Annotated in this window: 18 protein-coding genes; 13 read left to right on the top strand and 5 right to left on the bottom strand. The window is 61.5% G+C overall.

Annotation, left to right across the window (positions count from 1 at the left end):
- The first annotated feature begins 174 nt into the window (after positions 1-174).
- Positions 175-2,190 (top strand): LTA synthase family protein, encoded by a 2,016-nt coding sequence (locus tag BCHO_RS00470; RefSeq protein WP_081707943.1) that lies wholly within the window; start codon positions 175-177, stop codon positions 2,188-2,190.
- Between the two features lie 100 nt (positions 2,191-2,290).
- Here the strand turns inward: BCHO_RS00470 and purD are convergent, their stop codons facing one another.
- From purD to purF, 3 genes are all read right to left on the bottom strand, one after another.
- Positions 2,291-3,556, bottom strand: coding sequence for a phosphoribosylamine--glycine ligase (gene purD, locus BCHO_RS00465; RefSeq protein ID WP_024540741.1), 1,266 nt, complete (start codon positions 3,554-3,556; stop codon positions 2,291-2,293).
- 108 nt (positions 3,557-3,664) lie between these two features.
- Complete coding sequence (purM, locus tag BCHO_RS00460) at positions 3,665-4,699, bottom strand: phosphoribosylformylglycinamidine cyclo-ligase (protein ID WP_024540742.1); 1,035 nt, start codon at positions 4,697-4,699, stop codon at positions 3,665-3,667.
- Positions 4,700-4,810: 111 nt separating this feature from the next.
- The gene (purF, locus tag BCHO_RS00455; protein ID WP_024540743.1) at positions 4,811-6,367 is read right to left on the bottom strand and encodes an amidophosphoribosyltransferase; all 1,557 of its coding nucleotides are present in this window, start codon (positions 6,365-6,367) and stop codon (positions 4,811-4,813) included.
- 350 nt (positions 6,368-6,717) lie between these two features.
- Here purF and BCHO_RS00450 point away from each other — a divergent pair, with 350 nt between their 5' ends.
- The 5 genes from BCHO_RS00450 to BCHO_RS00430 all read left to right on the top strand — a co-directional run bounded on the left by BCHO_RS00450 (position 6,718) and on the right by BCHO_RS00430 (position 12,121).
- The gene (locus BCHO_RS00450) at positions 6,718-8,421 is read left to right on the top strand and encodes a Y-family DNA polymerase (RefSeq protein ID WP_029675398.1); all 1,704 of its coding nucleotides are present in this window, start codon (positions 6,718-6,720) and stop codon (positions 8,419-8,421) included.
- Positions 8,418-8,876 carry a hypothetical protein gene (locus BCHO_RS00445; protein WP_024540745.1) on the top strand — a complete coding sequence of 153 codons (459 nt, stop codon included), beginning with the start codon at positions 8,418-8,420 and terminating at the stop codon, positions 8,874-8,876. The genes BCHO_RS00450 and BCHO_RS00445 overlap by 4 nt, the downstream gene beginning before the upstream one ends.
- Before the next feature lie 227 nt (positions 8,877-9,103).
- On the top strand, positions 9,104-9,766 hold the full coding sequence (locus tag BCHO_RS00440; protein ID WP_024540746.1) for a DUF6591 domain-containing protein: 663 nt from the start codon (positions 9,104-9,106) through the stop codon (positions 9,764-9,766).
- 75 nt (positions 9,767-9,841) lie between these two features.
- Positions 9,842-11,062 (top strand): GTP-binding DUF697 domain-containing protein, encoded by a 1,221-nt coding sequence (locus BCHO_RS00435; RefSeq protein ID WP_024540747.1) that lies wholly within the window; start codon positions 9,842-9,844, stop codon positions 11,060-11,062.
- Positions 11,063-11,545: 483 nt separating this feature from the next.
- Positions 11,546-12,121, top strand: a complete 576-nt coding sequence (locus tag BCHO_RS00430; RefSeq protein WP_237742998.1) for a hypothetical protein — start codon at positions 11,546-11,548, stop codon at positions 12,119-12,121.
- A 181-nt stretch (positions 12,122-12,302) separates the two neighbouring features.
- Here the strand turns inward: BCHO_RS00430 and BCHO_RS00425 are convergent, their stop codons facing one another.
- Positions 12,303-13,547 (bottom strand): hypothetical protein, encoded by a 1,245-nt coding sequence (locus BCHO_RS00425; RefSeq protein WP_024540749.1) that lies wholly within the window; start codon positions 13,545-13,547, stop codon positions 12,303-12,305.
- Between the two features lie 185 nt (positions 13,548-13,732).
- Complete coding sequence (locus BCHO_RS00420) at positions 13,733-14,392, bottom strand: XRE family transcriptional regulator (protein WP_237742997.1); 660 nt, start codon at positions 14,390-14,392, stop codon at positions 13,733-13,735.
- Positions 14,393-14,957: 565 nt separating this feature from the next.
- Here BCHO_RS00420 and BCHO_RS00415 point away from each other — a divergent pair.
- The 7 genes from BCHO_RS00415 to BCHO_RS00385 all read left to right on the top strand — a co-directional run bounded on the left by BCHO_RS00415 (position 14,958) and on the right by BCHO_RS00385 (position 22,688).
- The gene (locus tag BCHO_RS00415) at positions 14,958-16,556 is read left to right on the top strand and encodes a hypothetical protein (protein ID WP_152595861.1); all 1,599 of its coding nucleotides are present in this window, start codon (positions 14,958-14,960) and stop codon (positions 16,554-16,556) included.
- 828 nt (positions 16,557-17,384) lie between these two features.
- A complete protein-coding gene (locus BCHO_RS00410; protein WP_081707944.1) occupies positions 17,385-18,983 on the top strand; it encodes a DUF6591 domain-containing protein in 1,599 nt (532 codons plus the stop codon).
- Between the two features lie 37 nt (positions 18,984-19,020).
- Positions 19,021-19,680, top strand: a complete 660-nt coding sequence (locus BCHO_RS00405) for a hypothetical protein (RefSeq protein ID WP_024540753.1) — start codon at positions 19,021-19,023, stop codon at positions 19,678-19,680.
- A gap of 111 nt (positions 19,681-19,791) precedes the next feature.
- Positions 19,792-20,241: a hypothetical protein gene (locus tag BCHO_RS00400; RefSeq protein ID WP_024540754.1), complete on the top strand. Its 450-nt coding sequence runs from the start codon at positions 19,792-19,794 to the stop codon at positions 20,239-20,241.
- Between the two features lie 73 nt (positions 20,242-20,314).
- Complete coding sequence (locus BCHO_RS00395; RefSeq protein ID WP_024540755.1) at positions 20,315-20,893, top strand: hypothetical protein; 579 nt, start codon at positions 20,315-20,317, stop codon at positions 20,891-20,893.
- Between the two features lie 38 nt (positions 20,894-20,931).
- On the top strand, positions 20,932-22,134 hold the full coding sequence (locus BCHO_RS00390) for an SPFH domain-containing protein (protein WP_024540756.1): 1,203 nt from the start codon (positions 20,932-20,934) through the stop codon (positions 22,132-22,134).
- Between the two features lie 35 nt (positions 22,135-22,169).
- Positions 22,170-22,688: a hypothetical protein gene (locus BCHO_RS00385; RefSeq protein WP_024540757.1), complete on the top strand. Its 519-nt coding sequence runs from the start codon at positions 22,170-22,172 to the stop codon at positions 22,686-22,688.
- Positions 22,689-23,278 lie beyond the last annotated feature (590 nt).

Here is a 23,278-nt window from a genome sequence, read left to right as displayed (position 1 = left end):
AAATCGCACCGCCGACGCGACGCGGACGAATCGGCACCCACGAATCCAAGGAACCAACACCAAGACATCTGGAGCGGCACGACAGTGGACAACGAACAACGGCAGGCGGACGCCGGCAACGTCGACATCGAGGAACTGACGATCCGGACGATCGACCCGGAGCAGGCCCGCGCGATGCCCCCGCGCGGCGCGCACGGCACACGCACCGTCTGGACGGTCGTCTACGCCGTCCTTTTCCTCCTCGCCGACTATGCGGCGCTGGCGATCATGCAGTGGGGCGTCGCACTGACGTCGACGCGCGTGCAGCTGTCGAGCGCGAACGAGGGGCTCGGCGCGATGTGGCACAAGATGTTCACGCAGGGCAACTGCGTGCTGCTGCTCAACCTGCTGCTCATCGGACTGATCTATCTGATCCTGTTGATGGCGACGAACCGCTTCTGGGTGGCGACGCCGATCCTGCTGTCCGCCGCCGCCGTCATCGCGGCCGCCGAGAAGATGAAGATCGCGACGCGCTACGAGGCGATCCTGCCCTCCGACCTCAACTTCCTGGGCGGCAACACCGGCGACCTGATGAAGTTCCTGCCGCCGGAGGCGGGCGGCATCATCGGCGTCGCCGCCGCGATCATCGTCGTCTCGATCGCGATCGCCGTCGTCTGCTGGCGTCTCGACCCGCGCCGCGGCGCACTCGTCTCCGGCGGCAACAAGGCCGTCGGCGCCTGTACGCGCATCCTGCTCATGCTGCTGCCGGCGCTCGCCGTCGCCGGCTACGCGACGTCGGTCGGCAGCGTCGACTCGTGGGGGTACCACGTCTCGCGCGGCATGGGTGACAAGCCGTCGATGTGGGACTCCGTCTACGACGCGCAGCGCAACGGCGTCGTCGTCTCCTTCCTGCGGCAGGTCGACCCGAAGGTCATGGACGAGCCGGCCGACTACAGCAGGGAGACGATGGACGAGGTCGCGGCGCGCTACGCGAAGGAGGCGGCCGCGATCAACCGCACGAGAACGCATTCGCTCGACGACAGCACCGTCGTCTACGTGCTGTCCGAATCGTTCTCCGACCCCACGCGCGTGCCCGGCGTCGAACTCAACAAGGACCCGATGCCCGACATCCGCAAGATCAAGGGGGAGACGACGAGCGGACTCATGCTCTCGTCGGGCTACGGCGGCGGCACCGCGAACCTCGAGTACATGGGACTGACCGGCCTGAGCATGGTCAACTTCGACGCCTCGCTGACGAGCCCCTACCAGCAGCTCGTGCCCGGCGCCTGCTGGACGCCGAGCGTCAACCAGCTGTGGGGGCCGCCGAGCAACTCGATCGGCCTGCACCCCTACGAGCCGAGCATGTATTCGCGCGAGACGAACTACAAGAAGCTCGGCTTCTCGCACTTCTACGCGCTCAAGGGCGACGACGTCATCGCGCATCAGGACCGCATCGACGATTCGCCGTACGTCTCCGACGAGGCGACCTACAGGAGCACCGTCGAGGAGATCAGGAAGACCGACGACAACCAGTTCCTGCAGGTCATCACGATGCAGAACCACATGCCGTACAACGACTGGTACAAGGACAATGAGTTCACGGTCACCGACGCGCCCGGCTCGGACAAGCCGCTCACCGACAAGGAGAAGCGCTCGATCCGCACCTACGCGAAGGGCATGGAGCTGACCGACGAGGCGACGAAGGACTTCCTCGAGGAACTCGACGACATCGACAAGCCGATCACCGTCGTCTTCTACGGCGACCATCTTCCCGGCATCTACTCGACGGCCGGCGCGGACGCGCGCAACTCGGTCGGGCTGCATCTGACCGACTACTTCATCTGGTCGAACAAGGCCTCGTGGAGCCACGACACGAAGATCGAGGACAGCGCGTACACGTCGCCGAACTTCTTCATCGCGCAGGCCGCCGAACAGATGAACGCGAAGGTCTCGCCGTACATCGGCTTCCTGACGCGCATGCATGAGCATGTGGCCGCGATGGAACCGCCGGTCGTCAACACGATCCAGGGGTGGGACCGCATCCCCGAAGGCCAGGCGATCTACCTCAACCAGGACGGCGAGCCGATGGCCTATGCGGACATGGACGCCGAGACCAAGCAGCTGCTCGCCGACTACCGCCTCATCCAGTACGACATCACGGCCGGCGCGAACTACCTCAAGGACACCGACTTCATGAACCTGCCGAAGTGACGCCGTCGGTCAATCGCATATCGCGCGGCATATGAAAGAGCGGCCGGCTTCCCCATCCGGGGATACCGGCCGCCCTTTCATATGCGCTCGGCTGCGCAGATCAGTCCTTGAGCGCCTTCGCGCCGATGTCGTGACGGTAGAACATGCCGGTCGTGTCGGCGGCGTCGAGGATTGCGTAGACCTTGTGCTGCGCCTCGGCGAGCGTCGGCGCCGAGGATTCGACGAGCAGCACGCGGCCGGAGTTCGCGACGAGGCCGTCGCCGTCGCGCGCGACGCCCGCATAGTAGACGTGCGAGTCGTCGTCGACGTGCAGCTCGGGGATGCGCGCGCCCTTGACGACGTCGTTCGGATAGCCGTCGGAGGCGAGCACGACGCCGAGCGTCGCATGGTCCTCGTCCCAGGTGAACTCGGGCGTCTCGCCGTTGAGGATCGCGTCGACCGCGGCGCCGAGGTCGCTCGTGAGCTTCGGCAGCACGACCTCGGTCTCCGGGTCTCCGAAACGCGCGTTGAACTCGATGACCTTCGGGCCGTCGGCGGTCGCGATGAGGCCGGCGTAGAGGATGCCGGTGAACGGCGTGCCGTCCTGCGCCATCGCCTCGACGGTCGGCTTGACGATCGTCGCGATCGCCTCGTCGACGACGTCCTGGCCGATCTGCGGGACCGGGCTGTAGGCGCCCATGCCGCCGGTGTTCGGACCCTGGTCGTCGTCGTAGGCGCGCTTGTGGTCCTGACTGATCGGCATCGGCCAGAAATCGGTGCCGCTGACGAAGCTCATCAGCGAGAACTCCTGACCCTCGAGGTAGTCCTCGACGACGACCTTCGCGCCGGCCGCGCCGAAACGGTGGTCGACGAAGATGTCGTTGAGCGCGGCGACGGCCGTCTCCTCGTCCATCGCGACGGTCACGCCCTTGCCCGCGGCCAGGCCGTCCGCCTTGATGACGATCGGCGCGCCGTGCCCGTGCACGTACTCGACGGCCGGGGCGAGCTCGTCGAAGGTGCGGTAGGCGGCCGTCGGAATGCCGTAGCGTTCCATGAGCTGCTTGGCGAAGTCCTTCGAACCCTCGATCTGCGCGGCGGCCTTGCGCGGGCCGAAGGCCTTGATGCCGGCTTCGGCGAAGGCGTCGACGATGCCGTCGATGAGCGGGACCTCGGGGCCGACGAAGACCCAGTCGTAATCGTTGTTGCGCACGAAATCGATGAGCGCGGCCTGGTTCGACGGCGCGAGCTGCAATGTGCGGATGCCGTCCTCGAGCTCCATGCCCGGATTGCCGGGGGCGACGGTGACCTCTTCGACGCTGCCGCCGCGCAGCAGCGCGTCGGCGATCGCGTGCTCGCGCGCGCCGGAACCGATGACCAAAACCTTCATGTCTCTTCTTTCTTCGGGAATGGTTGGGAACAATCGTTGGAAACGACGAAAATCGCCGGGAAACAACGTGGAAGGCCGCGCGCGTGACGCGCACGGCCTTCGGATGGCTCAGACGAGCTCCACGTCCCGGTCGGACTTCTCGACGACGGCGCCGATGCGGTAGGCCGCCTCGCCCGCATGGTCGAGCAGGTTCATGACCTCGTCGACGCGGTCGGCGGGCACGGCGACGACCATGCCGATGCCCATGTTGAAGATGTTGTACATCTCCATATGGTCGACGTCGCCGGCCTTTTCGATGACGTCGAAGATCGGCGGCACCTGCCATGCGTCCAGGTCGATATGCGCGGCGAGGCCGTCGGGCAGCATGCGCGGCACGTTCTCGATGAAGCCGCCGCCGGTGATGTGGGCGACGCCGTGCACCAGATTCGCCTCGAACAGCGGCATGAGCGCGTTCACGTAGATCTTCGTCGGCGTGAGCAGCACGTCGCCGAGCTCGCGGTCGCCCAGTTCGGGCAGACGCGTGTGCACCGTGTAGCCGGCCCGCTCGAAGAGCGCCTTGCGCACGAGCGAGAAGCCGTTCGAATGCACGCCGGTGGACGGCAGGCCGATGAGGACGTCGCCGGCGCGGATCGCGGAGCCGTCGACGATCTGCGAACGTTCGGCGCAGCCGACGGTGAAGCCGGCCAGATCGTACTCGTCGGCGTCGTACATGCCCGGCATCTCGGCGGTCTCGCCGCCGATGAGCGCGGCGCCCGCCTGCACGCAGCCGTCGGCGACGCCGGAGACGACCTGTTCGAGCACGGCCGGGTCGTTCTTGCCGCAGGCGATGTAGTCGAGGAAGAACAGCGGCTGCGCGCCCTGGGCGACGACGTCGTTGACGCACATCGCGACGCAGTCGACGCCGATCGTGTCGTGCTTGTCCATGAGCTTGGCGATGACGAGCTTCGTGCCGACGCCGTCGGTGCCGGAGATGAGCACCGGCTCCTTGTAGTCGAGCGACGCGAGGTCGAAGAGGCCTCCGAAGCCGCCGATGCCGCTGACGACGCCCGGACGGTCCGTGCGCGCGACGTGCGATTTGATGCGCTTGACCACTTCGTAGCCGGCTTCGACGCTCACGCCCGCGTCTTCATATGCTTGTGGCATGCTGACCTTTCTGTCCGCCGCGTGGAATCGGCGGGTCTCGTTGGGGTTTTCGGTGAGGTTTGGCCGGTCGGCTTTGCGCATGGGCGGAGCCGGCCGGACGGATCGGATGCGCTAGATGTTCGGGACCATGTATTCGGTGGGCGCGTCGGAGGCGTGCTCGCCGAGGGGCTTCTGGTGCATCGTGTACTCGGTGCCTTCGTACATCGTCTTCCTGCCGTTGTATCCGGGCAATGTGACGCGGTCCTCCGGCGTCAGCGAGGCGAGGAAGTCGGCCTCGTAGTCGTCGAGCGCGGTCGGGTAGTCGCCGTTGAAGTAGGCGACGCACAGGCCGCCGTACGGCGCGTCCGCGTTCAGGCCGATCGATTCGATCAGGCCGTCGAGGGAGAGGAAGGCGAGGGAATCCGCGCCGATGAACTCGCGGATCTCGTCGACCGACTTCTTCGCGGCGATGAGCTCCTGCGTCGTCGAGATGTCGATGCCGTAGAAGCACGGGTATTTGAGCGGCGGCGAGCTGATGCGCATGTGCACCTCGGCGGCGCCGGCCTCCTTGAGCAGCTGCACGATGCGCTTCGACGTCGTGCCGCGCACGATCGAATCGTCGATGACGACGATCCTCTTGCCTTTGACGACCGACTTGACGGCGGACAGCTTCATGCGCACGCCCTGCTCGCGCAGCGCCTGCGTCGGCTGGATGAACGTGCGTGCGACGTACTGGTTCTTGATCAGGCCCATCTCGTTGGGCAGTCCCGCCTCCTCGGAGTAGCCGGAGGCCGCCGACAGCGACGAGTTCGGCACGCCGATGACCATGTCCGCGTCGACCGGCGACTCCTGGGCGAGGCGCGCGCCCATGCGCTTGCGTGCCGAATGCACGTTGACGCCGTAGATGTCCGAGTCGGGACGCGCGAAGTAGATGTACTCCATCGAGCAGATGGACAGCTGCGTGCGGCTCGTGTACGTGTGGATGCGGTAGCCGGAGTCGTCGATGACGATCATCTCGCCCGGCTGGATGTCGCGGATGCGTTCGGCGCCGACGACGTCGAGCGCGCAGGTCTCGGACGCGAGCACGTAGGCGCCGTTGGACATGCGGCCCAGGGACAGCGGGCGGAATCCGTTGGGGTCGAGCGCGCCGATCATCTCATGTTCGGTCATGATCAGATACGCGAAGCCGCCGTGGATCGTGTTGAGCGCCTCCTGCAGCTTGTCGGTGATCTTCGCACGCACCGAACGGCGGACCAGATGCATGAGCACTTCGGTGTCCGAGTTCGAATGGAAGATCGCCCCCTCGTCCTCGAGCGCGCGGCGCAGCGAGAAGCAGTTCGTCAGGTTGCCGTTGTGGCACAGCGCCACGTCGCCGTCATGGAAGCGGAAGATGAACGGCTGGATGTTGTCGATGCCGCCGGATCCGGCGGTCGCGTACCTCACGTGGCCGATCGCGGCGTCGCCCTGAAGCCGCTGGATGTCCTTTTCGTCTTGGAACACCTGGGTGAGCAGGCCGAGCCCGCGGTGTCCGATGAGGTGGCCGTGGTCGTTGGAGACGATGCCGGCTCCCTCCTGGCCACGATGCTGCAATGCGTGTAATCCGAAGTAGGTGAGGCGCGCGGCATCGGGATGTCCCCATACGCCGAAAATGCCACATTCCTCATGGATCTCTTCGAGTTCAGCCGACAAGCCAAAACTCCTTCCACAACTGGAGACAGGGGATTCGCTACGAGATAAACCCTAGCAAGTGTCGACTACATCGGGAAACGCGGATTTCGCCAGAACGGCGTCATCGCAACGAATCGGCGACGCACGCCCATTCACATGCCGGACACGGGCGTGCGACGCGGCCGTTCGGATGTGGAGCGGCAGTTCCGCTTCCGCGGCGATCGGCGAGCGCGAATTCGCCTAGCGCATCATCGCGTCCCCAGGGCGGGGCGCCGGAACGGAACCGACGCTGCGCCCCGCGTTTGTATGGCGTGACGCCGACACGGCGCGCCGGGCTCGACATATTCGAACGTTTGTTCGATAATGGGGGCATGGACGCACGCAGCTATCTCGCCATAGACCTCAAGTCGTTCTACGCATCCGAGGAATGCGTGGAGCGCGGGCTCGATCCGCTCGACGCCAACCTGGTCGTCGCGGACCGCTCGCGCACGTCCAAGACGATCTGCCTCGCCGTTTCGCCGTCGCTCAAGGCGCTCGGCATCGGCGGGCGTCCCCGTCTGTTCGAAGTCGAGGAACGCATGCGCGAGGTCAACGAGGAACGGCGGCTGCATGCACCGGGACGCCGCTTCACCGGCGGATCGTCAAGCGCGGCCGCGCTCGCGGCCGACCCGTCGCTCAAGGCGGAGTTCATCGTCGCGAAGCCGCGCATGGCGCACTACCTCGAGGCGAGCGCGCGCATCTACGGCATCTACCTGCGCTACGCCGACGCGAAGGACATCCACGTCTACTCGGTCGACGAGGTCTTCATCGACGCCACGTCGTATCTGGGATACTTCGGCTGCGACGCGCACGAGCTCGCGCGGCGCATCGTCGCCGCGATCGCCGCCGAGACCGGCATCACGGCGACGGCCGGCATCGGCACGAACCTGTATCTGGCGAAGGTCGCGATGGACATCGTCGCCAAGCACGTCCCGGCCGACGCGGACGGCGTGCGCATCGCGCGTCTCGACGAGATGGCGTACCGGCGCTCGCTGTGGGCGCACCGTCCGCTCACCGACTTCTGGCGCGTCGGCCCCGGCGTGTCGCGCACACTCGAACATCATGGGCTGATGACGATGGGCGACGTCGCGCGCTGCTCGATCGGTTCGGTGAACGACTACTACAACGAGGGGCTGCTCTACCGGCTGTTCGGCGTCAACGCGGAGCTGCTCATCGACCACGCATGGGGCTGGGAGCCGTGCACGATCGCCGACATCAAACGCTACCGGCCGGCCCGATCGACGCTGAGCTGCGGGCAGGTGCTGCACGAGCCCTACGACTGGCGGCGGGCGCGCACGATCGTGCTCGAGATGGCCGACGATGTCGCCTACGAGCTGCTCGGACACGGCGATGTGACCGACCATGTCACGCTGACGGTCGGCTACGACGTCGCGAGCCTCGGCGGCGCGCACGATGGCGGATATATGGGCCCGGTCGACGTCGACCGCTACGGCCGGCGAGTGCCGAAGAGCGCGCACGGCTCGCATCGGATGGAGGCGGCGACGGCGAACGCGGCGCGGCTGCGCGAGGCCTTCGCCGGGATCTTCGACCGCGTCGTCGACCCAAGGCTGCTCGTGCGGCGCGTCACCGTCGGCGCATCGAAGATCGCCTCGGACGGAGCGGATGGTTCGGTCGCGGACGGGCATGCGGAGGGTGCCGGACGGTACGAGCAGCCGGATCTATTCGCCGCCGCGGATGAACGGGGCCCGGATGAGCTCAGCGCGGATGGGCGGCGCACGGGCGGACGGCATGCGGACGGGGAGCGTTCAAACGGACGAAGCGTGAGCGAACGGGGTGCAGGCGAGCGGGATGTAGGCGGGCAGAGTGCGAGCGGTGCGCGCGGAGGCGACGACCATGGCGGTCGCGGCGATGTGCGCCGCGACGCCGACCGCGACGCACGCGAACTCGCCGTACAGCGCGCGCTGCTCGGCGTCAAGGAACGCTTCGGTGGCAACGCTGTGATCACCGGCCTCAATCTCGAGGACGGCGCGACCGGCATCGAACGCAACCGGCAGATCGGAGGGCACGCTGCATGAGTCTCGAACACACGCATCGCTACGACGACATCGTCGATCTGCCGCATCACCGCTCGCGCATCCATCCGGCGATGCCGGCGGCGCAGCGGGCTGCGCAGTTCATGCCCTTCGCGGCGCTCACCGGATACGAGGAGATCATCGACGACGTCGCACGCCCGCGTGCGCGCCGCGCCGAACTGGGGGAGGATGCGCGGGAGGAGCTCGACCGACGTCTGTCCGCGCTGCTCGCACGTCTCGACGACATGCCGCATGTCGAGGTGACGTATTTCGTGGCGGAGCATGACGGCGCCGACGTCGGCGAGTACAGGACGGTGCGCGGCGCGGTGCGCGGCTATGACGGCGCCGCGCGGCGGCTGTCGATCGACGGAAGTCAGGATGCGTCGATCGATGCGCGCGGCGATGGACGCTGCGAAGTATCCTGCGCGGACATCGTGCGGATCGTCGTCGACGCATGAGCGGTCGTCGACGAATGCGAGATGGAGGCACGCAGCGCGGCGGGCGTGAAGATTGTGTCGAAAAACACGAAGAAACGGCGGTGTCGGCCGACGTTGTCATCGTCTGATTTGTTAGGATGGAATACGGATTAAAGCCATCGTGATGCAAACGATGGATGTGCCGCGCGTCGGCCGCGCGCATGGATGACGACGGTGCCATCCGTCGTCGATGAGGTCAAGGAGCCCGGATGGAAACCACAGAACCGAAGCAGTCGAAGTCGAAGAAGATCTGGATCATCGCCATCGTCGGCGTCGTCGTCGCCGCGCTCATCGCCGTCGGCGTCATCGTTGCGCTACGTCTCAACGCGAAGGACGATGCGGAGGCCGAAGCCAAGCCGGCCGCCTCCACGTCGCAGAGCGCGGCATCGGAGGACAAGGACGACAAGAGCAAGGAATCCGACGGCAAGGACGCCGACGGCAAGGAGGAGAAGGTCGCGCCGTCCACGACCGATCCCGAGCAGGTCATGAAGAACTACGAGGAGTTCATGACGAAATACGCGCACTACGCGACGCTGCTCAACAGCCAGGAGGGCATTCCCGCCGATGAGGTCGAAGGATACATCGAGTGGAACAGCCAGATGGAGGACATCCTCGCACAGATCGAGGCGGTCGAGAACACGAAGCTCACGCCCGAACAGCAGAAGGAATTCGACGCGATGCTCGACCGCGTCGACGACATGATGGTGAAGGCCACCGGCTCGGAGCTCGTCCGTACGCCACGCTCGGCGGAGGAGGCGAAGAAGCAGGCCGAGGAACGCAAGAAGGCCGCCGAGGGGTCGCGCAAGGCGCTGACCGGAGGCGCCGGTTCGAGCACGGATGACCAGAAGGACTCGTCGACGCAGACGAAGTGACGGCATCAGCCGATCGGACGTCCGCCGGTGGGACATGATAGGCATGCAAGCGGCAAACGCGGTTAGGATGGCGGCATGGCATACGACAACGGCGGTGTGAACGACGGGCGGCCCATCGCGCCGTCACGGCAGCTGGAACCCAAAGGCAACGTGCTCGTGCTGGGCAATTCGGGCGTCGGCAAATCGACGCTCATCAACGCCGTCATCGGCGAGGACGTCGCGAAGACGAGCTTCGGCACGCGCGGCACGACCGGGGAACTCGCGATCTACGCAAGTCCGTCGGTGCCGTTCCGCGTCATCGATTCGATCGGTTTCGAACCGTCGCCGATCGCAAGTTTGCGTGCCGTGCATGCGGTGCGCAAATGGTCGCGGATGAGCGCGAAGGAAGGCAGCGAGAACACGCGCATCAACGTGATCTGGTTCTGCGTGGACGGCACGGCGGCGAAGCTGTTCCCTGACACGATCCGCAACCTGACGAACGCCGTGCGGATGTGGAAGTCGGTGCCGATCATCGCCGTCGTCACGAAATCGTATTCGCAGCCGGACCGCGAACGCAACATCGCGATGGTGCGGGAGGCGTTCCACGGGACGCATATCGAGCGCAACCTGCGCGCGATCGTGCCGGTCGTCGCGCAGACCTATGTCATCAACGACACGGCCTTCGCGGCGCCCGAAGGCATCGCCGACCTCATCGACGCGACGATGCAGGCGATGCCCGAGGGCTTGCGCGGAGGCGCACATGACCTGCAGCACTTCAAACTGACACGCAAACGCGTGCTCGCGCAGGGACTGATCGGCGCATGCGTCGCGGCCGGCGCCACCGTGGGCGCCGTGCCGATCCCGATCGCCGACTCGCTGATCCTGTCCCCGCTGGAACTCGCCGAGCTGAACGGATTGGCAAGACTGTACGGGATCGACAAGGACGAGGACGCCAAACGGCTCTTCGATGAGGTCGTGCAGGTGGGCACGGCGGGCGTCGTCGCGCATTCGGCGATCAGCGCGATCAAGGCGATCCCGGGCATTGATCTCGCGGCGAGCGTCATCAACGCGATCGTCGCCGCGAGCATCATCGCCGCGCTCGGCGAGGGCGCCGTCGCCATGTTCGAGGAGATCTACTCCGGCAAACGCAGCGTGCACGACCTCGGATGGGCACGCCATCTGATGGAGGAACAGTTCGGCGAAGGATTCATCGGCAAGGTCAACGGCATCACCGTGGCCGCGCAGGCCGGCGGCAAGGACATGCGTCAGATGATCGTCGACCTGGTCAAGGCGGCGTTCCTGCAGCGCGGGAAGTAGGGGACGGAGACGATGTGCGGTGCGACCGTGAGAGAGGAAGTTGTTCGCGCCGCACGGGATGCGTCAGCATGGATTCCGCTGATTCGGATGGCTGAATCAGAAAACGTATTGTTGTCTAGTTTTATTCTTGTGTAAGCAGAGGTCGGTTGATGCAACAGTCGTGTTTGCATTGCGTCTGTTTACAGATGTTCGCTGTGATTATGGGCAATGGGGCCTGTCGATATCGCATGCTCTGATAGAGTAAATCTGCGGTGAGGCGAAGCGCGAATGTGAAGGCTTTGGAGGTGCTTCCGTCGAACTGCACCGAATGCATCGTCGCATGCGGAAGCCGATGGTTTTCCGGAAGGGCGCGAAGGAGGAGAGGCGATGGCGATGGGTGGAGGCAACAGCCTTAATAAGGGCAATAATAATAACAATGGAGGAGAGAAGAAGTGGTGGCAGAAAGGGAAAACGTGGGGCATCATTATTGTGCTGATTGTTGCCATGGGTGCAGGCTGGGCCACTAGTGTCGGATTCTATTCGCTGTTTCCGTGGGCGATGCCCGGGTCGATACGAGAGAAGGGTACCGAGGATACGCAGGTGATCCGTTCGATGCGGCGTACGAAGGAGGTGTCGCTGCTGAGGCTGGGTGTGACCGGCATCATATCGAAGGAGAACAAGAGCCACTTCTTCAATATGGAAATCCCCGGCACCGAGCGTGCGCGATTCATTCAGTACACCTTTGACGCGAAGCTCGGATTCGAAGGCAAGGAGGTCACCATCAAGAAGACCGACGAGAACACCTTCGACATCACGATCCCCGAATTCAAATTCATTGGCTACGACGATCCCGAGTACCGGGTGATCGTCGAGCAGAACGGGGCGTTGAGCTTTGGCACACAGCAGATCGATTCCCTCGACATGATCAACAACATCCTCACCGACAAGGCGAAGAAGGAATACGTCGATTCGAACAGGGACATCCTCGAGGAGCAGGCGAAATCATTCTACACCTCCATCGTCAACAGCATCAGTCCGGAGACGAAACTTCATTTCACGTTCCAACAAGCTAAAGAATGAGGACGCTTGTATGCGTTGACGGGAGGCTGCGCAAACGCCGATTGCTGCAGCGATATGCGAATCTGAAGAAGCCGCCTCGCGGACGATATGCCGTAAATCATATCGTTCGCGAGGCAGCTCTTTTATAACGGTGCTATAACAGTGCCGATGCGGATGAGGCAGATGTTGATGGGACGCGACCTCACCACAGCTTCGGGAAGTTGCTGAACGCCTTCTTGATCTGGTTGCCTGCCTCGTTAGCGGCATTGCCGATCTGCTTGGCGCCTTCGTCCAATGCGTTGCCGGTCTGCTGCAGCAGCTGCCCGGTGCCGTTCGCGATGTTCTGCCCGACTTCGCCCATCGCCTGATCCCACTGTTTCTCCGAATAATGCGGCGTCTTGTATTCCATGCCCAGCGCTTTGTCGAAGCGTGCGAGGGCGGCCGCGATCTCATTGCCTTCCCGTATGACGACTGGCGCATCCATCGGCAGCAGGATGACGCGCATCGTGTCGTCCTTGCCCTGCACCGCCTGCTTGATGGCCTGCTGCAGTCTGGCGGTCGCATCGGTGAGCGAGTGGTAGCGTGCGCGCCGATTGTCCGCGATGACGAAGCGATGCTTGCTGAGCAGTTCCGGATCGAGGTCGGCGTCGATGAACCGCTGTACCTTGAGCATGTCGATGCGGTCGCGCAGGCGCAGGCAATCCGCGGCGACTGCCAACCATTCTCCGATGCTGGGGCGTGCCTTGGTCAAGGCGTCTTTCGTGGATCGGGTATCGTTGGTGGACGCGACGATCTTGTCGGCGATGGCCTTGAGTTGCAGCAGCGCATATTGCTGTACTTCGTTCACGGTCTGGGCGCTGCTGCCCAGTTGGTCCCATGTCGCGTCGGAGAGGGCGCCGATATGCCGCAGTTCGTTTTCGGCCTCCGACACCAGTCCGGCGACGCTGAGGAATTTCGCCAGTTCGGCGTTCTTCTGCTGACGCAGCACCTGATCGACCTTGGCGTAGATCTGCTTGAGATAGTCGGTCATTTCCTTCATCGTCTGCTCGAGCGCCATCGTCAGCATCAGCATTTCGACATTCGCCAGTTTCTCCGGCGAAATGCCGCCGGCTATCTTCTCGAACTGCACGTTGCCCTTGATGCCGCCTTTGCCGCCCTTGCCGATCACTCCCATGAAATTGCCGGTGTCGTTGTTGCGCAGCAGACCGTGCTTGCGTGCTTTTTCGGCGGATTCCTTGGTGAGCTTCACCCATCGCCCTGAGCGCTCCTGCATCTTCCGGAGCATCTTCGCGGCGCGTTGCGCGTTTTTCAATATTGCGGCATTATTGATGTCCACGGTCTGCTCCTCTGCGATCTGGAGCTCGGCGAGGGCCTGCCGGATATCGTCGGAATCGCCCAACAGCATGATTCCGTCGTCGTCGCCGTACACTTCGATTTCGTTGGTCATGGCATCCCTTTCCATGTCGTGCAGGTCGAGCCGGCTGCATTGCCGCTATGAACCTTTTGCGAATTCAATTATCCTCATAATACTGTTTCGAAGAAGGGAGAGACGGTGGGCGTGGCGCGGAGCCTCATCGTTACAGCGGCTGCATCATGCAGAGAATAGGTGAGTGGCGTGTTGTCCGGTGGATCTCAGAGTGCGCCGTACCAGAGATCGTCGTTGTCGGAAACGTCCTGCGTATCCGATGCATCCGCGGAATCGGTATTCAGGGAATACTCGAATTGCTGCTCGGTCGGGGTCGGATAGGCGTCCTTCAGCAATGACGAGAACGATTCGTTCGCCATGCCGTAGAATGCTCCGGTGATCAATTGGAAGGTCCGGTTGTCCGGCAGGTCGCTGCTTGCGGCGAGCGATTGCATCAGGCTTTGGAATCGCTCGGGGCTGGAATAACAGATCGTGGACATCTCGTATAGCGTGAGCATCTTGGCCGCCAGCTCGCTGAATCCGCTGGAGGAGAGCATACGGTCGATCGTGTCGGCGCGCCAGCTGCGCAGTTCGTCGTCGGGTGCGCCGTCGGGAGCGTCGATCCACCGCCGGATGGCAAGTATGGAATCACTGCTCAGTCCGGTATAGGAGCTGGCTTTCTCCAGGTCGAAGGATGTCTCGTTGGTCTCGCCGGTCAGGTAGCCGACGTCGACTCCGAAGAAATCGGCGATGAGCATCATCGTCTCGTATTTGGGGAAGCCGATGACGCCGTTGGCCGTCTGGTTGCCGGTGTTGAGCCACCTGCTGACGTCCTTCTGATGGAATCTCGTCAGATAGGTGCGGTTGAGTGCGCTGACGAACTCCACCTGCGTCAGGCCCCGTTCGTTCAGACATTCACGCAGTCTGCGCCTCCAGCAGGCGGCCCTCGTTTGGTTTATATCATCCATGCCATAATTCCCTTCTCTTAATTCGTTTATATATAACATGTTATGTCATTGACACTATATGACGAAGCTTCGAGAATGGAACAACAGGGCAGAGGACTCGTCATATCCCCGGAAAACCGCCGATTGTCGCGATAGGTAAGGAGTGCGATTCGCGAATAAAACATGCCCCTTGATGACGAGAAGCATGACAGGGCGCAAGCCCAACGCGACCGAAGGCCGGTCGCGAACCATCTCTCGTCAGAAAGGAGTGCAGATATGTTCGCACAGTTGGCAAGCATGATTCTGCGCGGCGTTCGAGAGTTGGATGAGGCGGCACGCGAGGCGTCGTCGGGTGAGGGTCGTCCGCGTACGGCGGATGACGGGAGCTCGGCGCCGGTCTCTATGGGGAGTTCCGCGCCAGAACAGAACGACCGATAGATGAGCGGGTGTGCGGATGCGGCGACGCATCCGCACACCCTGTCTCCGAGAGAAGGGAAGGTCAGCCATGACCTCGCCAGAAGTGAACCCAGGAGCGGATCCGCAGAACGATTACACTCCGGTAGATTCCATGCAGACAGATGCGACGCAGCCTGTGCAAATGACGGAACCGACGATGCCGATGGCGGCAACGTCGGGGGTGGATCCGACGCGGGCGATGCCGACTCAGACCATGCCGCAGATTCCGTCACAGCAGTTCCCGCAGTCCGCCGATGTCGTCTATCAAGCGATGAAGGACGCGCTGCTGAAGAGTCAGGGCTTTACGCTCGACATGGCCGATGACGTCATCAAGACGGCGAATATCACTTCGCGTAGCGATGGCTCTACCTATATGGTGCAGGTCATGGAAAACCCATTGGGTGGATCCGTGGTCCAGATTGTGCCACAGGGCCAGACAGGCGCCAATATGCAGATGGAATCCATGGTCTTCTTCGGGGAGCTGAACCGCGAACTGATGATGCAGCAGATGACTGCCGCAGCACAGCAGAATCCTGCGGCGCTGCAGAACGCAGACGGTCAGCAGACGTGGGCCCCCCAGAGCGCGGGGACCGGCGGCGGGGCGCATGCTCCGAAGAAGCCTGCGGGCTGGGTGATGTACACTGCTATCGGCGCACTTGCGTTGGCGGTTGTGGCGCTCATCCTGCTTATCGTGCTCACTCCGAAGACCGGTGCCTGGCTCGTGTGGGTGCTTGGTCTGGTGTCGTTGGCGCTCTCTGGATTCGCTCTCTATGCAGCGTTTGCGCTCAACAAAAACACGGTGTCTAGGATCCTTGCGGCAGTTGCCGCGGTGGTGTCCGTATTGGCGCTTGTTTTGGGCTTTGTCAATGTTCCGAAAGCTGGAACCAGTCAACCGTCTAAGGCATCATCGTCAATGAGCAGCGGTGGGGCGACATCGGATTCCTCGGATAACAAGGTGGATACCAAGTCGGAGAATAAGCCGTCAGAGACGCAGACGCCTGCCAATGATGAAACTCAAAATCAGGCTGGTACGGCCAGCGGCCTTGAAGAAATCACGGCGGAAATTGAAAAGGACTTCCAGTCGAGTTCAGCGGCCATTACTGCCAAGATGACGGAAACCGAGGCGAAGATTGGCGACACCATCGATTCGTATAAGACAAATAAGTCGGCGCTGACGGATTGGTATGCTTTTGTGTCTAGCGAGACGGATGCGTTGTATAACAAGGTAAGCGATGGTGCCGTGAAGTATATGCAGACATTGTCACAGAAAGCCACGTCGGATAAATATCTTGATGCGGATGCTCTGCTTGATGATTTCTATAAGGCCGTGTACGAGGACGCGTTTGAAGATTATTATGATGATATTTATGATACTGCTTATGAAGATGTGTATGATAAATATTATGACGGTCTTCTTGATGACAAACCGGAGAATATGGAGTATTCGGAATGGTCGGATCTCCGTAGCGAGGCGTACAAGGCTTGGTCTGATTCCAAGTCTGATTTCTATTCCACATGGTCGGATATGAAATCGGCTGTCTATACGCTGTATTCGGACGTGAACTCGGAAATCTGGGATGATGAGTTCGACTTCACGAAGGCGATTGAGCGCTTCCAGAAGAAGACAACCCAGTTCAAGGCGCAGTGACAATGCGGCCATTGGCCGGATGAACGAGGCGATGGGCGGGGCTCGCCGCAGAAGGTCGATCCCGTCCATTCCCTCCGTATCCGTCGGTTTGAGGTGGGGATGCAGGTGTTCGAGCTCGAGTGCGGCGCAACGATCGTTGGCTACTGTGGACTGAGTTGGTCAGGTCGGATTTCAGGTCTGCTCGAATCGGTTGCCTGTCTCCGTTCTGGGGAGCTGAGTGTACACGGCTCGTCCGGTGATCCTTCGAGGTGAGGCTCGGTTTGCGGTCGCGATGGCGTCGTCGTCGAACTTGACGGAGGTAGTATGTTCAACGTCGTGATTACGGAGTCCAATTTTGTCGGATGCGATCATCCGAAGTGCCGGATGGTCGTTGGATGAAACGATGTGGAGATGATCGGATCGACATCCCTATTGCTGGTGACATCAATCTGAGGGTGAAGCTGAATTTCAACTTTCGGTAAGAAGGCGATAGGGGTGAGAATATTTGGCAATTAAGAGAATGAAGATAGTATGATTGTAGTCTATATTTTCTCTGCTGCCATATGATGCTAAATTTTACTGATTGTGAAGTTCTTGCGATGTGGAGGGCTGAATGCTATACATGATGAAGTGACATGTTTAATTAAGCGAAGATGCTTATGGAAGTAGACAGTCGTGACATGTTTGTGATATATTATCAAATCTGCACATTGTTTGTGCGATGTATGTCATGAATCACAATTACATGGTTTCTCTACAAAAACATGTGTTTTCTGCATTTCGCTTGCAGTAGTGGAGTAGAATCAAAACACTTTTATTCATGATGAGGAAATGAAGGGAAGGCTGACCATGACCACGCCAGAAGCGAATCCGGGGGCAAATCCGCGGTCAAACCAGCAAAGCTATATGGCCTCGGCACAGGACGTATACGGCGCGTTGGAGCAGATGCTGCAGTTCAGCGCCGTCTTTGATCTGATTCATAAGGATGACCAGACGAAGACCGTCACATTCAGCACTCCGAACATCAATGGGCTGTTTATCGCGAAGGTGACGGAGGGCACCGATCCCTCCTCCGGCGTCGTGCAGGTGACGGTACCAGTCGAAGCAGGGGATGCCGCACAGCAGGAGATCGCGAAATTCTACAAGGATCTCGGCGACCAGCTGATGGTGCAGGGTACGACGCAGACGATGCCGGTTGCGACGACGACCATGCTCAACGCGCAGGAACAGCCGACGCAGGCAATGCCGACTGTCCCGACGACGCCCGCTGCGAATGCGGCTGCCGACGAAGGCCAGACGGCATCGACGACGCATCGTGCGCCGAAGAACAAGTTCACGGCGATGCTGACTGACAAGAATACTGGAAAGACGTCCGCGGTCGCGGTCGCGGCACTCATTGTTAGCGCCGTATATTTCCTTATCGGTCTATTTGCTATGGCAACAAATCCGCCAATTGGGCTATGTGTAGTTTTCGCGATTGTTCCTATTGTGCTGTGTGTGTTGGCGTTCTCGCAAACACAGCCGGGGAGGAAACATGGTCGTATGATCACGGTCATTGCGGCTGCTATCGCTGTCATTGCGCTGGTGCTGTCTCTGATCGGCGCCGTCGGAGGCAGCAAGCATGAATCGCATACGACGAGTACTACACCGTCAAATGCTTCGTCGTCTTCTGCGGAGGACGAGGACCGATGCAAGACTTTCGCTTGGCCGACGACAGGTGCCGCCACCAAGATTCCCGCACCGAAATCCACCAGGGGTATGGATGTCTATGAATTTACGGCGTCCTACAGCGTCACGGTATGCGATGTCACGGCCAGCGATTTCGAATCCTATGCCAATGATCTACGTGCCAAGGGCTTCACTGTGGACCTCGCCAAGTCGGATGATACGTTCAGTGCGAAGAATACCGCAGGCGACAGTGTCATCGTGATGCATAATCCCAACGAAGACACGATGAGCATCTCCATCGATTCCAAGGAGGATGCGGATAAGGAAAAGCAGCGGAAGGCCGACGAAGAAGCTGCCAAGAAGGTCGAAGAGGAAGCCGTCAAGAAGGCTGAGGAAGAGAAGAAGGCTGAAGAGGAACGCAAGAAGGCCGAAGAGGAGCAGAAGCGCCTCGCAGAGCAGGAAAAGAAGGCTCAGGAGGAAGAGACGAAGAAGCAGCAGGAGTCGCAGAACCAGAACGCCGGCGGCGTGACTCCGTCCGTCAAGGAGGCGATGGATTCCTACGAGTCCTACATGAACAAGTACTGCGACTTCATGGAGAAGTACAACTCGTCCTCGAACCAGGCCGGCATGATGAACGACTACCTCAAGATGATGCAGGAGTATTCGGAGATGACGCAGAAAATCGATGACATGGATCAGTCGTCGTGGACTGATGCCGACCTGCAGTACTATCTCGAGGTCATGAACCGCGTCAACCAGCGCCTCGCCTCGGTCAGCTGATCCTCTTCTCCACGTTCCGATATCTGAAGGATGCATCATGACTACGTCGAATCCCGCGATCTCCCGCGTGTCCCTGGCGCGGCAGAGCTATCAATCATCGGTGGCGCAGACCTATGCCGCGTTGCTGCAGACGTTGCAGTACAGTGCGGGATTCGATGTGGCCGGCAACGATGATGCGGCGCACGCCGTGCGGTTCCGCCTGCCCGACGGCGATGACGAATTCGAAGCGCATGTGATCGCCGACGGCGATCACAGCGCGGTCGTCATCGACGCGCCCATCGGCGTGAACGACAAAGGCGCCGCCTATAGCCGTCTGTATCGGGAACTCTCGGAACAGCTGGCAGCGCAGAGCACCGCCATTCCCGCCGACGTCATCGCGAAGCGCCGTTTCTGGAAGTTCGTGACGGCCGACAACCAAGGGCCGCGGTCCAAATGGGCGATCGCCTCCGTCGTCGTCGCCTGCATCGGACTGATCGACGCCATATCCAGTTTCGACGCATGGCGTCCGAACTGGAGCGGCACCTTCATGCTCATCATCCTCATGTTCGTCGTGTGCGGCGTGGGCTTCGCGGTCACCGGACGCGGCGGCAAGGTATCGGGACGGAACCTGGTGCTCATCGCGATTGCAATCGCCTGCGCCGCCACCGTGCTGCTGCTATGCGCATGCACGATCGTCCAGATCAACTATTCGTATTAATCAACCCGGCGCTGTCGCCCATGGTCACGTCGCACGATATGCGGCTGCGGTTCATGGTCGGCGGCATCTTTCTCCAATAATCAGCCACCGATCACCGGCAAAGGAACAATCATGAACAAGAAATCACTGGCAGGTCCCCGCGCGCTCACGATCATCGGAGCAATCGTCATGCTCGTCTCGCTGGCGCTTCCATACGCCACGTCGAGCGACGACACGATGACCGCGTTCACGATCGCCGAACGGTGGAAGGAACTGCAGCGACTCACGAGTATGAGCATCGGCGTCTCGGAGATCATCCTCGCCATGATCATCATCATCGCGGTCTTCTCAGTGCTCGCGCTCATCTTCGCCATCGCCGCGAAAGGCGTCCCGACGCTCGTCTTCGCCATCATCGCGACGCTCGCCTACGTCTATTTCAATCTGAGTTTCACGCCATATGGTCAGTACAGCCTCGGCTTCGGCGTCTATCTGTTCTACATCGCCGCCGTCGCCGCCATCGCCGGATCGATCTGGATGATCGTCGTCAAGCACGGCAACAAGAACACGGCCGCCAACGCGTGACGGGCGAGGTCGTCCTGGTACGGCGGCCCTAATGAAGAGAGCACGTTCCACAGGGAAGTGAGGAGGAACAGGCATGCACAGCATCGATCTGCTGCCCAATGAGGGCATCATCGCGCAGTTTGACGGCGTCGGCTGCGAGAGCCCCGATTTCAAGGGCTTCGAACGTGGTGAACTGACGCTGACCAATATGAGTCTCGTGTTCACCTACACGCAGATCAAGATGTTCGGCAAGGACATCGACCATACGTTCTCGTGGTCGTTGCGCGACATCAAGGTGGTGAACGGCAAGCCGCAGCTCATCATCGACAAAGGCGACAGCCACCAATGCGACATCCTGCTGCGCAAGGGGAAGATCGAGCTGCGCATGGCTTCGCATGCGGACCTCTCGAAGCTGGCGAACGGCATCAACAAGGAGATCACCGGCAGCGACGAGGACATCGTCGGCGCGCCGAAGACCTTCATCAGCGGCATCGCCAGCGCACTGACCGGAGCAACCAAGGAAATGGCGGAGGCGTTCAACATGAGCGGCCTGACGAAGCCGAAGAGCGCGAAGACGGTATCGAAGACCTGCTTCGGTTGCGGCGCCGCCCTGCATGGTGCCGAAGGCACGTCGGTCCACTGCGAGTATTGCGGCAGAAACGAACAGCTCTAACCATCCACGGGATCCAGCAAGTCAGAAAGTAGGCAGCTATGGCGTTAATCAGGGCATTCACCGGCGCACTGGGCGGCACCTTCGCCGATCAGTGGCTCGACATCATCACCGTGGACCGCTTCGACGAGCATGCGGCGCTGATGCCGGGCGTCTATCAGGAGACGAACCGCGGACGCGGCTCGAACACGCGGCATTCGGATGCCGTGATCTCCAACGGCTCGCGCATCTATGTGCCGGAGAACACGGCCGCGTTCATCTTCGACCAGTCGGGCATCGAGAACATCATCACCGAAGCCGGCGGCTACGAATACCGCACCGGCGGCACCGACAGCGTGTTCGCCGGCGACGGCATCGGCAAATCGATCTTCGGGCAGATCGGCGAACGCTTCAAGTACGGCGGCGAACCGGTGGCGAACAAGCGCGTCGCCTTCGTCAACCTGCGCGAGATCCGCGGCCTCAAATTCGGCACGCCGGCGCCGCTGATGTACCACGACAGGTTCTACGACACCGATCTGGACATCCGCGCCTGCGGCATGATGTCGCTGCGCATCACGAATCCGACCGCGTTCATCCGGCAGTTCGTGCCGCCGAACGTCGACTACATCAGCTTCGACGATCCGAAGACGAAGTCGCAGCTGCTCAGCGAGTTCATGCAGTCGTTCTCGGTCGCGCTCAACTCGCTGTCGAACGAATACCGCATCTCCGAGCTGCCGAGTCAGGCGAATGCCATCGCGCAGGCGATCGCGGCGGACGAAGGCAACGCGGGTACGTGGGAGTCGCGGTTCGGTATTCATCTGGCGGGTATTGGTATCGAGAGCATTGAGTTCACGCCGGAGTCGCGTGAGCTGGTCAAGCAGTATTCGGCGAATCGTATGAATGTTGCGGCGTATGAGAACGTTTCGCAGCAGGCGTCGAACATCGCGGCGCAGCAGAAGATCGCGCAGGGTGTGCAGGAGAGCGGGTTCGGTGATATGGGCGGCATGATGCTCGGTGTGGGCTTCGCGCAGGGCGTCAATCCGATGACCGGGGCGATGCCGGGCCAGCAGGTGGCGCAGCAGGCGGCTGTGGCTGGTGCTGCGCCGGCGTCGCAGCCTGAGGCTTCGCAGGCGTCGTCCGGGCAGCCGGCGATGTCGTTGTCGGAGCAGATGGATGCGTTGAAGAGTCTCAAGGAGTTGTTGGACGCCGGCATCCTCACGCAGGAAGAGTTCAACCTCAAGAAGAGGCAGATTTTGGGGCTGTGATACGCCCCGTTATAAGGAAAAGGAAAGGGGACACCATGTCCGATCAGGGAGCCACCAGGAATCTGACGATTCCGAAGATCATTGCGATCGCGGGCAACGCGCTCATGCTGCTATGCATCTTCCTGCCGTACGCCTCAGCGCCGCAGGATTCGCCGTACCGCCAATTCGCCGATGAGACGATCGACGGCGTGCGCGCCGGCGAACTGGCCGACCCGTCATTGTTCAAGTTCGTGACGCTTTACAACAAGCTCAAGAACGACGTCGCCGGAGGCTCGGAAGTCGCGACGATTATCATGGTGATGGTCATCGCCATCGCCGTCGCGGCGCTTGTCGCACTGATCTTCGCATGCATCGCGAAGGGCATTCCGGCGCTGGTGTTCAGCATCATCGGCTTCATTCTGTTCCTCGTGCTGAACTGGGACTTCAGTGACCGCGGCGTCATCTCTTCGGACAACTACGGCTGGGGCTTCGGCTACTACCTGTTCTTCGTCGCCGCGATCGTCGCCGTCGTCGGCGCGATCTGGCTGATCGCCGCCAAGCGTCAGGCCAAGTAATCCGACATACGGCAGATTGAGAATGCAAGGCCCGCGCATCCGGTTGGGTGTGCGGCCTTGTTTTTTGCTGTGAAGACGGGGGGAGGAGGGATGTCGTGGCCTATATGCGATTTTGGGGTGGGGTGTTCCGGAGACCGGGCGGTTAAATGTGCTGTTCTTAGCGCCTTTGTTCGCATATGGTAGCTTTGGAGGTTGTTGGAGGCGGTGTCTCCGAGAGCGCCCACCCCAAAATCGCAGATAGGGCCTCGGGAGGGACGGAGAGGACGTCGGATGGGTCTTGCCGCATCCGACATATTGTCGGATAGGGCTTTGAGAGCGCGGAGAGGACAGTGTCCGGCACCGCAACGGCAGGTCCTTCGCAGATGGGGCCTCGGGACCGCGGAGAGGATGCTCAGTCGCGGCGCCGAGGCGGGGCGGGGTAGTGCTTGACCGTGAATTCGGCGGCATCGATGCGTCATGCCGCCACTTTTCCTGCACCACCTCAGAGAGGGAAACAGCGGTGCATCGGACAGGGATTGCGGACCGGATGTGGGTAGGAGCTCTGCTCCTTATATATGCAGGGGGATGCGGGATAGGGGATACAGGATAGG

The organism is Bifidobacterium choerinum (assembly GCF_000741135.1).
GTDB classification, from domain to species: domain Bacteria; phylum Actinomycetota; class Actinomycetes; order Actinomycetales; family Bifidobacteriaceae; genus Bifidobacterium; species Bifidobacterium choerinum.
The sequence above is the reverse complement of the archived record's forward strand: the minus strand, read 5'-3'. Positions and strand labels throughout refer to the sequence as shown.

Excerpts from the sequence above, each read along its gene's own strand:
- BCHO_RS00415 (WP_152595861.1), top strand. The coding sequence starts at position 14,958 with ATGACCTCGCCAGAAGTGAACCCAGGAGCGGATCCGCAGAACGATTAC.
- BCHO_RS00410 (WP_081707944.1), top strand. The coding sequence starts at position 17,385 with ATGACCACGCCAGAAGCGAATCCGGGGGCAAATCCGCGGTCAAACCAG.
- BCHO_RS00435 (WP_024540747.1), top strand. The coding sequence starts at position 9,842 with ATGGCATACGACAACGGCGGTGTGAACGACGGGCGGCCCATCGCGCCG.
- BCHO_RS00390 (WP_024540756.1), top strand. The coding sequence starts at position 20,932 with ATGGCGTTAATCAGGGCATTCACCGGCGCACTGGGCGGCACCTTCGCC.
- BCHO_RS00425 (WP_024540749.1), bottom strand. The coding sequence starts at position 13,547 with ATGACCAACGAAATCGAAGTGTACGGCGACGACGACGGAATCATGCTG.
- BCHO_RS00430 (WP_237742998.1), top strand. The coding sequence starts at position 11,546 with ATGGGTGCAGGCTGGGCCACTAGTGTCGGATTCTATTCGCTGTTTCCG.
- purD (WP_024540741.1), bottom strand. The coding sequence starts at position 3,556 with ATGAAGGTTTTGGTCATCGGTTCCGGCGCGCGCGAGCACGCGATCGCC.
- BCHO_RS00470 (WP_081707943.1), top strand. The coding sequence starts at position 175 with ATGCCCCCGCGCGGCGCGCACGGCACACGCACCGTCTGGACGGTCGTC.
- BCHO_RS00450 (WP_029675398.1), top strand. The coding sequence starts at position 6,718 with ATGGACGCACGCAGCTATCTCGCCATAGACCTCAAGTCGTTCTACGCA.
- BCHO_RS00400 (WP_024540754.1), top strand. The coding sequence starts at position 19,792 with ATGAACAAGAAATCACTGGCAGGTCCCCGCGCGCTCACGATCATCGGA.
- BCHO_RS00445 (WP_024540745.1), top strand. The coding sequence starts at position 8,418 with ATGAGTCTCGAACACACGCATCGCTACGACGACATCGTCGATCTGCCG.
- BCHO_RS00385 (WP_024540757.1), top strand. The coding sequence starts at position 22,170 with ATGTCCGATCAGGGAGCCACCAGGAATCTGACGATTCCGAAGATCATT.
- BCHO_RS00440 (WP_024540746.1), top strand. The coding sequence starts at position 9,104 with ATGGAAACCACAGAACCGAAGCAGTCGAAGTCGAAGAAGATCTGGATC.
- purM (WP_024540742.1), bottom strand. The coding sequence starts at position 4,699 with ATGCCACAAGCATATGAAGACGCGGGCGTGAGCGTCGAAGCCGGCTAC.
- BCHO_RS00405 (WP_024540753.1), top strand. The coding sequence starts at position 19,021 with ATGACTACGTCGAATCCCGCGATCTCCCGCGTGTCCCTGGCGCGGCAG.
- BCHO_RS00395 (WP_024540755.1), top strand. The coding sequence starts at position 20,315 with ATGCACAGCATCGATCTGCTGCCCAATGAGGGCATCATCGCGCAGTTT.